This is a genomic window from Mesorhizobium metallidurans STM 2683 (genome assembly GCF_000350085.1).
Taxonomy (GTDB): domain Bacteria; phylum Pseudomonadota; class Alphaproteobacteria; order Rhizobiales; family Rhizobiaceae; genus Mesorhizobium; species Mesorhizobium metallidurans.
In genome coordinates, this window is the sequence record NZ_CAUM01000006.1 from 153,361 (window position 1) to 167,027 (window position 13,667).

At 56.2% G+C, this 13,667-nt stretch carries 15 protein-coding genes; 10 read left to right on the forward strand and 5 right to left on the reverse strand.

Translation table 11 applies throughout. The features are described 5' to 3' along the window. Window position 1 precedes the first annotated feature (1 nt). Window positions 2-211 (reverse strand): hypothetical protein, encoded by a 210-nt coding sequence (locus tag MESS2_RS01645; protein ID WP_008872291.1) that lies wholly within the window; start codon window positions 209-211, stop codon window positions 2-4. An 11-nt stretch (window positions 212-222) separates the two neighbouring features. Then, complete coding sequence (locus MESS2_RS01650; protein ID WP_008872292.1) at window positions 223-402, reverse strand: hypothetical protein; 180 nt, start codon at window positions 400-402, stop codon at window positions 223-225. Window positions 403-499: 97 nt separating this feature from the next. Here MESS2_RS01650 and MESS2_RS01655 point away from each other — a divergent pair, with 97 nt between their 5' ends. Beyond that, the gene (locus MESS2_RS01655; RefSeq protein WP_008872293.1) at window positions 500-823 is read left to right on the forward strand and encodes a hypothetical protein; all 324 of its coding nucleotides are present in this window, start codon (window positions 500-502) and stop codon (window positions 821-823) included. 73 nt (window positions 824-896) lie between these two features. After that, entirely contained in the window at window positions 897-1,598 is a 702-nt protein-coding gene (locus MESS2_RS01660) for a response regulator (RefSeq protein WP_157357572.1), read from the forward strand. 37 nt (window positions 1,599-1,635) lie between these two features. On the opposite strand, the gene MESS2_RS01665 is transcribed toward MESS2_RS01660, so the two are convergent. Then, the gene (locus MESS2_RS01665) at window positions 1,636-2,352 is read right to left on the reverse strand and encodes an SOS response-associated peptidase (protein WP_008872296.1); all 717 of its coding nucleotides are present in this window, start codon (window positions 2,350-2,352) and stop codon (window positions 1,636-1,638) included. 732 nt (window positions 2,353-3,084) lie between these two features. On the opposite strand from MESS2_RS01665, the gene MESS2_RS01670 reads away from it, so the two are divergent. The 5 genes from MESS2_RS01670 to MESS2_RS01690 all read left to right on the forward strand — a co-directional run bounded on the left by MESS2_RS01670 (window position 3,085) and on the right by MESS2_RS01690 (window position 9,371). Next, on the forward strand, window positions 3,085-4,161 hold the full coding sequence (locus MESS2_RS01670; RefSeq protein WP_008872299.1) for a hypothetical protein: 1,077 nt from the start codon (window positions 3,085-3,087) through the stop codon (window positions 4,159-4,161). Then, window positions 4,148-5,116, forward strand: a complete 969-nt coding sequence (locus MESS2_RS01675; protein WP_008872300.1) for a site-specific integrase — start codon at window positions 4,148-4,150, stop codon at window positions 5,114-5,116. The genes MESS2_RS01670 and MESS2_RS01675 overlap by 14 nt, the downstream gene beginning before the upstream one ends. A 35-nt stretch (window positions 5,117-5,151) precedes the next feature. Then, window positions 5,152-6,501, forward strand: a complete 1,350-nt coding sequence (locus tag MESS2_RS01680) for a hypothetical protein (protein ID WP_008872301.1) — start codon at window positions 5,152-5,154, stop codon at window positions 6,499-6,501. Window positions 6,502-6,758: 257 nt separating this feature from the next. After that, on the forward strand, window positions 6,759-7,898 hold the full coding sequence (locus tag MESS2_RS01685; protein ID WP_008872303.1) for a DNA methyltransferase: 1,140 nt from the start codon (window positions 6,759-6,761) through the stop codon (window positions 7,896-7,898). After that, window positions 7,899-9,371, forward strand: coding sequence for a TRM11 family SAM-dependent methyltransferase (locus MESS2_RS01690; protein ID WP_008872304.1), 1,473 nt, complete (start codon window positions 7,899-7,901; stop codon window positions 9,369-9,371). Window positions 9,372-9,373: 2 nt separating this feature from the next. Here the strand turns inward: MESS2_RS01690 and MESS2_RS32105 are convergent, their stop codons facing one another. Continuing rightward, window positions 9,374-10,759 carry a phospholipase D family protein gene (locus MESS2_RS32105; protein ID WP_157357573.1) on the reverse strand — a complete coding sequence of 462 codons (1,386 nt, stop codon included), beginning with the start codon at window positions 10,757-10,759 and terminating at the stop codon, window positions 9,374-9,376. A gap of 360 nt (window positions 10,760-11,119) precedes the next feature. Here MESS2_RS32105 and MESS2_RS01695 point away from each other — a divergent pair, with 360 nt between their 5' ends. Together MESS2_RS01695 and MESS2_RS01700 are read left to right on the forward strand one after the other, a co-directional pair. Continuing rightward, a complete protein-coding gene (locus MESS2_RS01695) occupies window positions 11,120-11,623 on the forward strand; it encodes a PDDEXK-like family protein (protein WP_008872307.1) in 504 nt (167 codons plus the stop codon). Between the two features lie 144 nt (window positions 11,624-11,767). Next, window positions 11,768-12,046 carry a hypothetical protein gene (locus MESS2_RS01700; RefSeq protein ID WP_008872308.1) on the forward strand — a complete coding sequence of 93 codons (279 nt, stop codon included), beginning with the start codon at window positions 11,768-11,770 and terminating at the stop codon, window positions 12,044-12,046. A gap of 105 nt (window positions 12,047-12,151) precedes the next feature. Here the strand turns inward: MESS2_RS01700 and MESS2_RS01705 are convergent, their stop codons facing one another. Beyond that, on the reverse strand, window positions 12,152-12,487 hold the full coding sequence (locus MESS2_RS01705) for a helix-turn-helix domain-containing protein (protein ID WP_008872309.1): 336 nt from the start codon (window positions 12,485-12,487) through the stop codon (window positions 12,152-12,154). A 215-nt stretch (window positions 12,488-12,702) separates the two neighbouring features. Between MESS2_RS01705 and MESS2_RS01710 the strand changes: the two genes are divergently transcribed. After that, window positions 12,703-13,440, forward strand: coding sequence for an SHOCT domain-containing protein (locus MESS2_RS01710; protein WP_008872311.1), 738 nt, complete (start codon window positions 12,703-12,705; stop codon window positions 13,438-13,440). The last annotated feature ends 227 nt before the right edge of the window (window positions 13,441-13,667 follow it).

Consider the following 13,667-nt stretch of genomic DNA (forward strand, 5'->3'; position numbering starts at 1 on the left):
GTCATCCCAAGACTGGCGGCGTATCGTCGTAGCCGATGGAAACTATCCCCGGATGCCGGTGGGCAATGGCGAGGATTTGGGTCTCAAGCTCACAGTTGTAGGCCATGAGCGCCTTCACGGTCTCAAGGGGACTGTCGTAGCGAGCAATGAGCTTCTCCGCTTCAGAGTGCAGCTCCGCTTTGGCTTCGGCGTCGAGGTGCATGATGCCCATTGCCATTCCTCCTATCGCGTTACGCGGTGCGGTGCCGAGGACGCATCGATTTGTTCCTGAAGGCGGCCATTGAGGACGATCATTTCCTTGAGCGCCTTCATTGTATCCCCCTTGTGGAGGGCAACGAACTTATCGGCCACCGCTTGAAGAGCGGCCTCTTGGCGGCTGTCGAGTGTCACGATGTGGTCCATGGCGATTACTCCAAACGCTGCATGGGCACAGTGAACAAAAACGGAACAAAGTTGTCAAGGGCGAATTGACTGAGGGAGGAATGAGTTCCTATTTTGGATGATGCCCGATATTGGCGGAAGACGTAAGCGCGGCAGCGAATGGAGGCTCAGCAATGCCCATGAGACCGGGCAGCTCGTGCTGGTCCGCTGCGGACTGTGTAGTGTCAAGCGCTGGTATCAGCCGGGCGATCTGAGGGAAATCTTCGGGGACATCGAGGCCGAACTGGTGGGGCACAAAATGAGCTGCGAACGGTGCGGCAAGAACGATTGCATACACGCCGAAACACAGAACCCTTCGGCACGAGAGAGGCAGGGCATCCGGGTGAGGCGACTTGTCGAGATACGGATGGTTCGGCGGGTGATCTGGAAGGACGAACATTGAAGGATTTGATTACCCCCTCTTTCGGCCACGAAGCCAAACTGTTACTTTAGAGGGTGCAGGAGCAACTATAGCGGTGGCTGAAAAAACTAAAACTCAAACGGAAAGATCGCCAACTCTGATAGAGGTGGTGAAAGTATCTCCGCAAATATTACTTTGGCTAGTGGTACTGATAGGATTGTGGGTGTTTCATCCAGTGATTGGTCAGCTTATAGGACGTGCAACTAAGGTCGGAATAGGCCCGATATCAATTGAGGCGGTCCAGCAAAAGCTGAAAAATTTAACGATTTCTCCAAATCTAAGTGCCCTGATGACAAAAGAGCAGGTTGCTCATGTGACCAAGCGCTTTAACGAGGCCACCGACGGTTCTCCAAATGTCAATATTCTTTGGGTGGATGACACTCCGATAAACAACCGGACCGTTATAGGCATTTTCGAAGCAATGGGATTTCACGTCTATGTCGCCCGATCCTATGCCGAAGGCATTGCGCGGTTCGACGAGCGCCCCTTCAACGTTGTCATATCGGACTACAACGAAGAGAGGGACCCGGATCAAATCGAGGCAAAGAAGACAGGTAGGGCGGACTGGGGAGTTGGAGCCTTGATCGCAGAGCATGTTGGCAAAAGCTGTGGGGCTAGGACGATCATTTTCAGCGCGGGATGGGACCCCGGCCAAAGCACGCCGCCTTACGCTGTCGTTGAGACCAACAATCGATATGTGTTGTTGGACGCGACGGCCAACCTCATCGAGAAGCCAATAGAACCGGACTGCTTGTAACTGCCGTGATCCGCGTCGGTGAAGAATTCAGCGATATCTAGAACAACGATCCTTGGGCCGGCGCTGTCGGTACTTGTTGCGGAAACTTGATTTGCGTGGCGGGCTTCTCGACAATCACCAAGGCGTCGTCTGGTGCTGTACGTTGTAGGCGCTTCGCCTCAGACCAAGGCGCGGTCAGCCACGTCTCAGTCTCCTCTTGCGTCCTCAGGATCACTGGCATTGCCTTCTCGTGGATAGGCTTGATGAGGGCGTTGGGAGCGGTTGTCAGGAAGCCATAGACCTCGTGATCGCCGGGACCGTCCTTCACCTTGCGCACCCCATGCCAAGGGGTCCATAGACCTGCAAAGAAGAAAAGCGGGCGGTCCTCGTTCAACGCGAACCAGTAGTTGCGCTGAACGCCTGTCTCGGGGTCCTTCTCCTTCTCCACAGGGCTGGGTTCCGCGAAGCTGGTTACTGGCACCACGCAGCGATGCTCGACGCCAAGATACTGCTGCCAGTGTGCATAGTTCGGGTGACGTATGTTCGTCCTGCCATAGTCGGCCTTGCCCTTAACCTGATCGGGTTCGGTCGGCATTCCCCAAAGCAGATTGGCAAGCTCTCGCTCCCCGTCCAACGCATTTCGAACTACCGGACCGGGAGGCCGGTTGGGATAGATGTCTATGGACGGCTCTAGGTTCCCCAATATGTCCCGCAAGGCGCGGGTCCACTGGCGAATGGCTTCTTGAGACGTGGTGATGTTGTAGAGGTTGCACATGAGGTGAAGCTTGCCCCGGATAGCTGGAAAATTCCAGATGGTCGGGGATATACGGCAATCCAAACCGTGGGAGTTGGGATCGTGAACGACGCGGGGATGTAGCCGGAGACATTGTGATGGCCCGATAGTGGTTCGGGAGACATGTCCGCGAAAGCGCGTTTGACCTCACGGCAGAAAGCAGCAACCTCAATCAGGGGAAGGTAATCCAGGTCGTCGGAAGAAACCGAACCGCTCGTGTCCCCGCGTGCACAATCCGGGCAGGGACGTTAGGGACATCCCGCAGACAACAACCGCCGTTCCAAAGGCGATGTTCCGCGTGGTGTGAAATCAATTTCACATGGTGATCCGATCTGCCGCATCGTCATCTGGCTCGCGAAGAGTGCAGCGTTCGAAGACCATCTAACTTAGGACGCCGAGCGCTGCCGAGCCGATCCCGACCGGCGCGACTGATTTGCCCGAACTGCCGAGGGCGTCAATGTCGAGCGCTTTTCCATTATCCACGCTCGGCACGATTTGCCCTAGCAGAATGTCTATGCATTTCCTGCACAGCAGCTTTCGCCGGGATTGACCGGGATCGATACGAAGCGAGCGGCAAGGCACTCTCTGGCGATGGTTAACCATCAGACGGCGAAGCCGAGAGAAAGCTGAATAACAGTTCGCATGCTCTGCCCTTGCTCCCCACGCTTTCGTGCGGGGCCAAAGTTCTGGCCTCCCGAACGTGGGAGTTCCGCCATGCATTTCGATCTGTTCAACGCCGCCGACCCGACCTTCAAAGCGCTCGCTTCTGATCACAATACCCCGGCAGTCAAACCGCTCCGAATATCGCCATGGCTGGCGATGTCGGCGATGCAGAAGGCTATCAGACGCGGCGATATCGCACTCGCCACACGGGCAGCCGCTACGCTGCTCAAGTCCGACCCGGCGCGGTTGTGGAAGCGGCTGGCCGGGATCGTCTTTGAAGACATCGGTCTCGCGTCGGTGGGGACGATCCGCCTCGTCATGACCGCAACGGCGGGCAAGGCTTTCCGCCGCGAGTTTGGCGGGGAATGGGCGGTGGCGTCGTTGCTGATTTCCCGCATGTGCACCGCCCCAAAATGTAGGGCGACCGATGATCTCCTACTTGCCGTATCGTACCATCATGAGCTTGAAGCCTTACGCGACGATCTAGCGGGCCAAAGCATTGCGGAGCATCTTTCCCGCGTCGAAGGTCGCGCCGCGCTTCTGGGTGCCTCTCTGGCGGCGCTACACGTCAGCGGCGCGCGATGGACGAGACAGGTCGAAGGCCAGACCGCAGACCCTAAGTCTCTGTTCGCCGCAATGAGGTCAGCCGGTGTCGAGCAGGAGATAGTGAACCTCTCCGAGCAGGGTTGGAAGCGGACGCGGGAGGCATTGCCCATCCTGCTGCCCCTCGTCAGTCTCGCCCGTCCTACCGGGATGCTTCCCGTCACCGATGACGAGTTTCCAAAGGTCGTGATCGGGCGCAGCGGGCTGCCAACCTATTGCCTTGATGCGTTCTCGTGGGAAGGCAAGGCTGCGCTGTCTCTCTTCCTGAAACGCGATACCGAAACCGGACGCTGGCTCCGCAAATACGTGTCCGCTCAGCGCCGACTTCCTGTTTTGGCGGGCGGTCTGTTCCGGGTCGAGGGCGGCCTTGTTCGCCAGCGTGTCGAGTGGCCTTGCGCAATGACGCTGCGCTGGCTGGCGGACAGTGGCTATCACGGCATCAAGCTAACCGACCCCGCCGCCTTCCTCGATATGGTTCGCGGTGATCTTCCCAAGCTGAACGAGGTTCGTCATGACGTTCGTTGAGCACCACACCGACACCGGGAGCTTGGTTCCTGTCCACGCAAACCGCGAAGCGCTGCCGGGCATCATTTCGGTAAACGTGCAGCGGCTTCTTTCCAACTCCCTCGCCGATAACAGTAAGCGCGCATACGCTATGGACATCGCCCATTTCGAGGCCACCGGCAGAAGGCTCCCGGCAACCCCGGCGACCATTGCAGAGTATCTGGCCGAGGGCGCGGCGACCTATGCCGTGGCGACCCTCCAGCGGCGTCTGGCTTCGATCAGCAAGGCCCATCGCGCCATCGGCGCGGACGATCCCACCAAGAGCGAGCTTGTCTGTGCGGCCCTCCGTGGTGTGCGCCGAACTCTCGGCGTTAAGCAGCGGCAGGCAAAGGCACTACTCCGCAATGACCTCTTTGCCGTGCTTGACCGGCTCGGAGACCGGACGAAGGATGTCAGGGACCGCGCTCTGCTGTTGCTGGGTTGGGCGTGTGCAATGAGACGCAGCGAGTTGGTGGCGCTGGACGTGAGTGACGTTGAGTTCACGAGCCAAGGCATGCTGGTCACGGTGAGAAGGTCGAAGACGGATCAAGAGGGAGCCGGACGCGAAATCGCAGTCCCGTTCGGTCGAACCCGGCACTGTCCAATCGCGGCTCTGAAACGCTGGCTTGAGATCGCGGCGATCACGGCAGGCCCGATCTTTCGCGGCATGGACAAGCACGGACACATCCTCCCCGAGCGGCTTTCGGGTGAAGCCGTCACAGATGTGGTCAAGCTGCGGGTCAGTGAGGCTGGATACGATCCGAGCGGGTTCTCGGCTCATTCCATGCGCAGCGGGTTCGCGACCTCGGCTGCTATGGCAGGAGCTACGAGCTACCGGATACGGTTGGTTACAGGGCATCGCAGCGAAGCTGGCCTAGCGCCCTATCTGCGCACTGTTGATTTATTCGATGACAGCGCGGCGGCTAGGGTACTATAGACCAACAGTAACATCTATTTGGAACAGCAGAGTGTATGGCTTACGACGGCGGAAAAACTTACAAAGACGTCGCGGCAGCTCTAGGCGAGTTGCCAAATTTCTACCCGAACGCCACGTCGATTGCCGAGTTTCGCCCAAATTCGCTGACGATCCACTTTCACTATCTAAACCGTGAGAGTTATGCGGAGGTCGGATCGGGGAAGACCAATTCTGCCGATAGACCAAAAGTAGAAGTCGTCGCTCACGAACTGGCACACTGGTCAGATCAGGTCAGCTCGCTCTGGGGGCAACGATACCTCACGGGACTTTTCGATGCTTATCATGCGATGCGTGCAGGTAGGGAAGAGCTATTTAAAGATGTTGTGACGTTGTACGACGAGCAGCGACGCATTCTATTTCCTCGCTACTATCGAGTTGTGGCCGACGCACCACGCCTACATAGCCACAAGATGCCTTGGCGTATCGATTTCTCTGCTGGTCAGGAGTTCGATGCCTATGGGGCAATTGATGAGACCCGTCCCATCTATTTTGTCGCCTTTTCGGACAATGAGAACGGAACTCGCGTGGCGCGCCAGCCAATCACAGTGGGCTCGCTACTTGAAACAACAGCCACGTGGGCTGAGTTACTGACGGGCTTTGGCATCATTAGCAGTTTGGGCCACGACGAACAGGTCGTTGAACGTGCCTTATGGATGAAGGAGCGACTTACTGCGCTGTATCAACCCGATTTGACAGTATATACCGCTCCAGTCCACATGCTCGCCAAATTTACTGGCGTGAGCGATCTGCTTTGGTCGTACGAGCGGGGCGCTGTTCTAGCGAACATAGCCCTCAATATGACTAAAGTGCATTTCGACAGTCTGCGACACCCGGATGAGTTTGCGCCGTTTGGGTCTCGTCGCCGCGCCTTCGCGATAGCCCAAAACAGGGGTTATGCCTTTGCCGTTCTAGCAAGACACGCCTCGAAAGTCGATACTGAGAAGGGCGCGCTGACATGGGCATCAGAGGTGTTGAGCCGGGCAGGGCTGCCAGAATGGCCGGCAATGCTGCACGCCTCTTACACCGGGCTTGAGTTGCTTGGTCGCGGTCTTCCAGTGAGGACACCGCTGGATGAGGTCCGCGACTACCTCCTCGAAATCGGACGTAAGAGGTTTCTTGGTCGTAGCGATGCGCTTCACGACGGCGGCCTGTTCGACCCCCTCAAGATGGGCCTTGAGCCTCATCCTCCCATGTTCGATAGCAATGGACAGCTCTTCCATCTCGGCAAGCAGGGACTTGACCCCAAACGTTTCGATCCAGAAGCGATGCACCTTGCCGAGCTGCGCTTCAGCGACTTCACCTCAAATCTGCTGCAAGGTTGTCGAGGCGTGAGGGTAGCAAGCTGACCCGCCATCCGGGATAACAACAAATAACTAGAGCCTCGAACGGCAAGCGAAATCGTGGAGGACTGGCGGATTTTGGACGCCTCCAGCGTTGCTGACGCCAACTCGGAGGCGAGTAGTTGGTGGATGCCTGAGAAAATGTCCCAGCGTCGGCGGCTAGATCCGCTCATTTTGCAATACCTGGGGTTAACGGATAAATCGGCTCCACTTAGTGGTGCCAAGCGGCTACGCTGGTCAACCAAGCCGCAGGTCAATTTAGCATGAACTTTCAAAGCACTGCAGATGTCATTCGGCGCGAGGCGACAGACAAATTCGCTGGTGTAGATTGGAGCTTCGCAGGGCGGGTCGCTGGAGACGACCTGGAGAGCATCCACCCATATCCGGCCAAATTCATTCCTGAAATACCTGGGACCATCTTGGATCGGCTCCCTGTCGAAAAGGGTCTGGCTGTCCTTGATCCGTTTGTTGGCAGCGGCACGACGCTTGTGGAGTGTCAGCGCCGAGGTGTGCGCTCGATCGGTATCGATCTTAATCCGATAGCTTGCCTAATAAGCCGGGTGAAAACTCGGCCAGTTCCGGCCAACTTAGGTGACGCATTGCAAGACGTGATACGCCGAGCTGACAAAGATAAAGCCGTAGCCATTCCGAGTATCCCCAACTTGCTTCATTGGTTTTCCGAACCCGTGGCAGGGGCGCTCGCTCAGCTTGTTCACTCGATTTCCGACAGTCCAAAGCAATACTCGGATGTGCTAAAACTCGCGCTTTCGAGCGTTCTCGTTCGCGTCTCCAACCAGGAGAGCGATACCCGTTATGCCGCCGTGTCAAAGAATGTGTCGCCGGACGCCGTCTATGAGGCTTTCAGGTCGGCCTGTCAGAAGCTCAACAACGCCCTCATCAACCGAGACTACGAGTTGCCCCAGTCAACGGTGCTTGAGCGCGATACGTTGGCCGTGGAGCCGTCTGACATGTCAGAAAAAATTGGGGCCGTAATCACGTCGCCACCTTACCCCAATGCCTATGAGTATTGGCTGTATCACAAATACAGGATGTGGTGGCTTGGGTACGACCCGCTTTGGGTGAAGGACCGCGAAATCGGAGCGAGGGCCCATTTCTTTAAGGTAAAGCGGCACACAGCAAGTCATTTCGTGGAGCAGATGCAGCGAACATTTTCGCTGATTGACCGCGTCTTATCACCAAATGGGTATGCCTGCTTTGTGGTAGGTCGATCAAAAATCCACGGCGAGATAGTAGACAACGCGCAGATCGTCGAGAACGCGGCGAGATCCTTTGGCTTTAAAACGGAATATAGAACCGAGAGAATTATTGCCCGGAATAGGAAATCTTTCAATTTGTCTCACGCCAATATAAAAACTGAAACGATCATCATTCTGAGCCGATAAATGAACCTTCTCTATCACAAATACAAATACTACCCTTATGAACGCGAGCTTGCACTTCGCGAGGTCACCGCCCTCATAGGCGATAAGCTCGTGACTGAGATTGAAGATGGATTTGTCGTACCCGCCGACACTGACATCAGCAGGTTAGTGTACTTTTCGAAGGCCGCCAGTGGTTCGTCGACGACGGAAACGATCCAAGCCCGGCTTGAGCGTGCAGCGAAGACAGGGACAAACCGACAAGCTACCCGCTATTCTGTTCACGGGCTTCACGAGTACAAGGGAAAATTCAATCCGCAAGTTGCAAAGGCAATCCTGAACATCTTTGGGATCACACCCGGAGCTAATGTGCTCGACCCCTTTTGCGGAAGTGGCACCAGTTTGGTTGAATGCACGCAAATTGGTGCGGTGGGGACGGGTATCGACATCAACCCGCTGGCAGTTTTCATCGCGAACGCAAAACTGAGAGCTTTGGCGACACCGGCAAGCGTGTTGCACGGTGTGTTCGACAAAATCGAACGTAGACTATGGGATGCAACGCCCTTCTCTGACAAAACTTCACCCGAGCGAGACGACTACCTAGCGTCCTGGTTTTTACCGGAGCAATTGTCAAAGATTGAGCGTGTGCGAGGGCTGATCGAGCTTGAGGGCGGAGATTGTCGTGCCGTACTGCTGACGATTGCGAGCAATTTGCTCAGAGATTATTCGATGCAGGACCCTGGCGATCTGCGCATCAGACGGCGAACGTCCCCGATGCCGGATGAGGATTTTCGGACAGCTTTCATGCGCGCATGTCGGGCGTTTTCCGAGAAATTGGCCGAGGCACAGAAGGTTGTCGGTGTAATTCCTTCGTCCAGCGCGGCTCTTCTCGGCAGCTCTGTCAGCGGCCTAGAAGTGGGCCGCACTGCGCAGTTTGACGCTGCGATAACCAGCCCGCCTTATGCTATGGCGCTTCCATACATCGACACCCAACGCTTGTCGCTTGTTTGGCTAGGCCTACTACCGGCAAGCCGTATTCTCGGCCTGGAGAGTGAGCTGGTCGGGAGCCGGGAGCTGAGGGGGAATGCCCGAAAAACCCTTGTAGCGGCTATGCACGACAATACTGCGAGCATTCCCGTTGAGCAGCACGCCTTATGCACTTCCTTGCAAGAAAAGCTCACCGCCTCGGACGGCTTCCGACGCAAAGCGGTTCCCATACTTTTGTACCGCTATTTTTGCGATATGCTCCATGCTTTCCGCAACATCCAAACCATGATGAAGCGCAATGCACCGTTTGCGCTGATTGTTGGGCACAATCACACAAACCTGGGCGGTGCCAGACAGGACATTGATACGCCCCATCACCTTTCATCTATTGCACTGATGGCTGGATGGAGATTGGAAGAGCAGCTCCCGCTACAAACATACCGTCGCTACGGCTATCACAGCAGCAACGCTGTAGGAGCAGAAACGCTAATCATTCTTAGGAATTCCTAGGATTACCAGCGTGGCGAAACGCCCGCCGGGAGCCAGCATGCACCATTTCCAACGTGACCAATAAGCTGGTTCGCCGACGTAGCCGCACGGATTATCATTTCCGCCTGAGTGTAAAGCGACGAGCTTTTCTGGATGGCGGTTAAGCGGAATGATGGATCAGCGTGCGTGGGCCACTCCAATAGTGCCAGATCATCATCTACAGGTATTGAAAACCCAGCCGAATTGACCTGCGGGAGTAGGTTTGTGATCGGCGGCTTTGGCACGATCATTCGGACGTCCTTATTTCCAGGATCACTATGTTCATATCCATAGGCCATGACGTTTGTTGTGGCTGGGGCCGCGACAATGTTTGCATTCCCGGAGACGTAGCGAACATGCATTCCGAACTCTGCTCTCGGGCGACTTGGGGTCCGTGCAGAACTCCCGTACCGCCCAAACCTCAAGGTATGAAGAGTGGTCACCGGAAGGGAGATGTTTGCCGTTCCGGGCGCTCCACGCCAATGACGGCCACTGTCCCTATTCCAGCGGAAAATTATCCCCCCTATGCCGATCGGCAGTTGATGCCCGGTCAGTGCGTTTGCGCCTGAGGTCGGTGATGTGGTGGTGGGCGCGAACAGCAAATAGGTGGGGTAAGGCGGGCTCTGAGTGACAACGGGAAGTGTAGCCTGGGTCGCGGTGACCGCCAGCGTTGCGGCAATTGGAGCAACCGTAGCGGTGGTCGGCAACGGTGGGAACGTAAGCAAAGGGTTGAGGCGGGGGCGTGAGCTTCCTGTTCCTCCGCCGCTGGAAGGAGCTCGTGGCGGCCTGGGAACAGGTAAAAGACTTAGGATGCCAGCCTGAGTGAGCCGGAACACATCCGCTCGATCAGCAACAATCTCTAAACCCGCACGCCCAACGCCAAACCAGTTGTCTATGCTAAGAGCAATTTCATTGAGGGTGGCCGCATCATCTCCCTCGGCAGTGTCTAAGAGCACGCCCGCCTCAACGTGCAGTCCAGAAACGCCGGAAGCAGTCAAGTTTGCCGATCCCACATATGCGCCTTGGCTGCCGTCTGCTCGTCTGACGTGGTAAACCTTCGGGTGAAAGTACGCGCCGGCATAGTAAATCACCCCCAGCCGACCGTTGGCTCGAGGAAGGCCGATCAAATCCGCGAACTGGGCAACGTGGCCCTCGACAGTTTCCCCATCGTTTGACCCAATCAGCGCGGTGACTGGTGCGTTTGCCGCCCTTAATCTTTCGAGCGGGGTTGCCAAAACCCGAAGCCCTTCAACGCCGAAGAAGCCTGACTGCAATCGAAACTCTGTGACATCGTGCGTCAGTTCCGTTTGCAACCAGTTGCCCAAAGCAGACGTCGCAATCCTTGCACCGCTGTCAATGTATCGTACCAAGTAGTACCCCCAACGAGCCCCTGTCTGTCTTCGCCAATCAATAGCAGCCGTCATGCGCAACGGCCATGCCAGAGACAGAGTTTTGTTGAGTTCTCGGGCGCATCCACCAACGGGCCGAATGTGGCGAACACCAAGTTGAGCAATAGCATCGAGAGCACGACGCTGGCGGATTTTTAAAGTCGATAGTGAAGTCCCATTCTCGGGCGTGGCATAAAATCCAGGAAATTTGGAAAATCTTGTCCCTGATCACCCGATTGTTTTGGATAGAGTGATGCAGCTCCTCAATTTTTACCATTGCGTTTAATTGAGGCTCATTATTCACCCGGTAGGCTGGGCCACCGGAAACGAGGATTTTCTCGCATGCTAACAGTTCCGCTGGATGCCAGCCCCGTTAACGTTGGGGTGGCTGCACCAAAACGTTATACGACCAAGCAGATGGGCGATGCCTGCGAAATGATCGTAGCCGCCGAACTGACGCTTGCAGGCATCCCCGCCCTGAAAGTGCCCGACAATTGGCCCGGTTACGATGTCATCGCACAGCCATTGGACGCGGAGCCACAGCGCATATCGGTCAAATCCCGTACATACAAAACGGGGCCAGCCTACGTGGGCTACAATGACTATGACGTTTTCGACTGGCTTGCTGTTGTTCTTCTGTTTGTCGATGGCCGCAACAGCAGACACGTTTATCTGATACCAAGATCGGTAACAGACAAGTTGGCGAGGCGAGACCAGCCCACCAGCAAAACAGCATCGGAGCGGTATTTTCGCGTCGATCAGATTGATCGTCTGTTCTGCCATTATCGCGCGAACTTCAACCTAAACCCGCTGGGAAATACGAGCATGACAGAACCAGCAAGTTAGTTGACGAGCGCGCCTGCTCCTCGGAAATGCCGGGGAACTGGAGTTGTTCCGACGACCACGCCATGGCTGCCGAGCATACGCGGGGGTTTCTCAGAACGTGGTGCGTTGCTAGGGTGGTATTGTCGATCAAGCCGGTGCGTTGCCATGCTCAAACCACTGCTAAATCCTGATATCGCGGACGTGGCACCAACGTCTTCATTTCTCACCGGATATGACGAAGAACGGCTGATCATATACATCCGCTTGCTGGACGCCGCGGCAGAAGAAGCGGACTGGGGCGAAGTCGCCAAGATTGTCCTGCACATCGATCCAGAAAAGGACCCTGAGCGGGCACACAGGGCTTGGGAGACGCATCTCGCCCGCGCACGTTGGATGACAACCCACGGCTATAAGTATCTCCTAGCGGGCGGCGCGCCCCACTGAAGGTTGCGATATCCGGTTCACGACGAAATAGGCTGCGAAAAGAGTTAGCGGCGCTACTCCGCCCTAGGGCCGGACTGGTCCAATGCCGCTCCACGACCGTCCCGCTTATCGCGGGAGTTTCAGAGCCACTTCGAGCAAATCCCCTACCCACCGCAACTCCTTCTCAGAAAGCCCCGCCAGGCGAAGGGAAATCTCCTGAAACTTGCCACGATTGAAACTGCCGGAAGGAAGTAGGGTGCTAAATAGCTCTGCCTCATCCACCTCCAAAGCGAGAGCGATTTTTTCAATCATCGGGAAGCTTGCACCAGATGCGGCGGTCTCGATTTTCCGGACCGTATCAATGCTGATGCTGGCTCTCTCTGCCAACTGCTCCTGCGTCAGGTCCATGCGCTTGCGATGCGCGGCTACCAGCCGACCGAACCGTCTTTGCAAATCGCCCATGCGGTCTCTCCACCCCGCAAAGCAGTAGGGCGGTGGCACTGGAAGCATCAGTGACGGATTATCGGTATTGCAACAAAACATGTAACCACAATGCAACTTATTGCATTTACGGTACTACTAGCGGCACCACTGGTAGTGCTGCGCACGCGGTCGTATCCGCACGAGGTCCCGAGTTCATTTGGTCCTTGCTGCCTGTGCGAAGTGAGAGGTGCCTCATGGGACACAGCGTTATTGATGCCATAGGCAATGACCCTCTGGCTCAACTCGTCGCCATGCGTGCAAAGGGCGAGATTGATGACCGCGAGTTCAATCTGGCAAGGAAATATCTCCAAGAAGAGCTTTCCCGAACATCACAGCCTCTAGCAGTAGGGGCTGGTAGCGCGGGTCAATCGCAGCGAAATGGTGGGGGCGTTTGGAAATGGTCGTGGCAAGTTTATGCGGTCTTGTTAGCATTCGCTCTTTTGGCGTTCCTACTGCCGACTTCCGGCGATCAACTCTCCAGTGGGCGGCCAGACTGCGCCGAATTTGCTTCATCGATAGCACAAAAGACGGGCGCGAACGTCGGTTCAAAATCGTCGCTCGGTGATATCGCAATCCACCATCCTGCCACGGCGGAAATTCACCTGTACTGCACCGACGGAGTTGGGCCAGCCCCCGTTCTCGGCAAAGGGTCTATCGACGCTATTTCAATCTTCACTCGGGACGATCAGCCTTCGGAAGCCTATCTCGACTTCGTTGCAGAAGCGGGGACCGTGCTTACCGGGTACGCCCAGTTTTACGTCCGCAGTGAAGTGGAAGAATGCCTACGCGCTGCATCTGCCACAAAGCGGGGCATCAAGTACCGGAACTTCGGAGAGTTCGGCATGATGTGTGACGGCGGACCCAAATGGAACAGAGCATACGAAGTTGAGATGGAAGGTCCCTTCCCGCAATCCGCGTTGGATTTGGATTAAGCGTCACGTTGGATGCCTGCAGAGCGAGTACCTCCCGTCAGCGAAAGAACAAGACCATGATTGTCAAATCAGCAGTAGTTATCTTGTGGGCGTCTGTGATGTTAGTTTCGACCGCTGGTGGCCCTGTGTTCGCGGACAGCGCTGGTAAGCGAGCGGCTCAATCAAAGCTGGGGGTGTCCTATCGCCATTGCCTAATCGAGGCCGCACAACATGCCTACTACAATCGC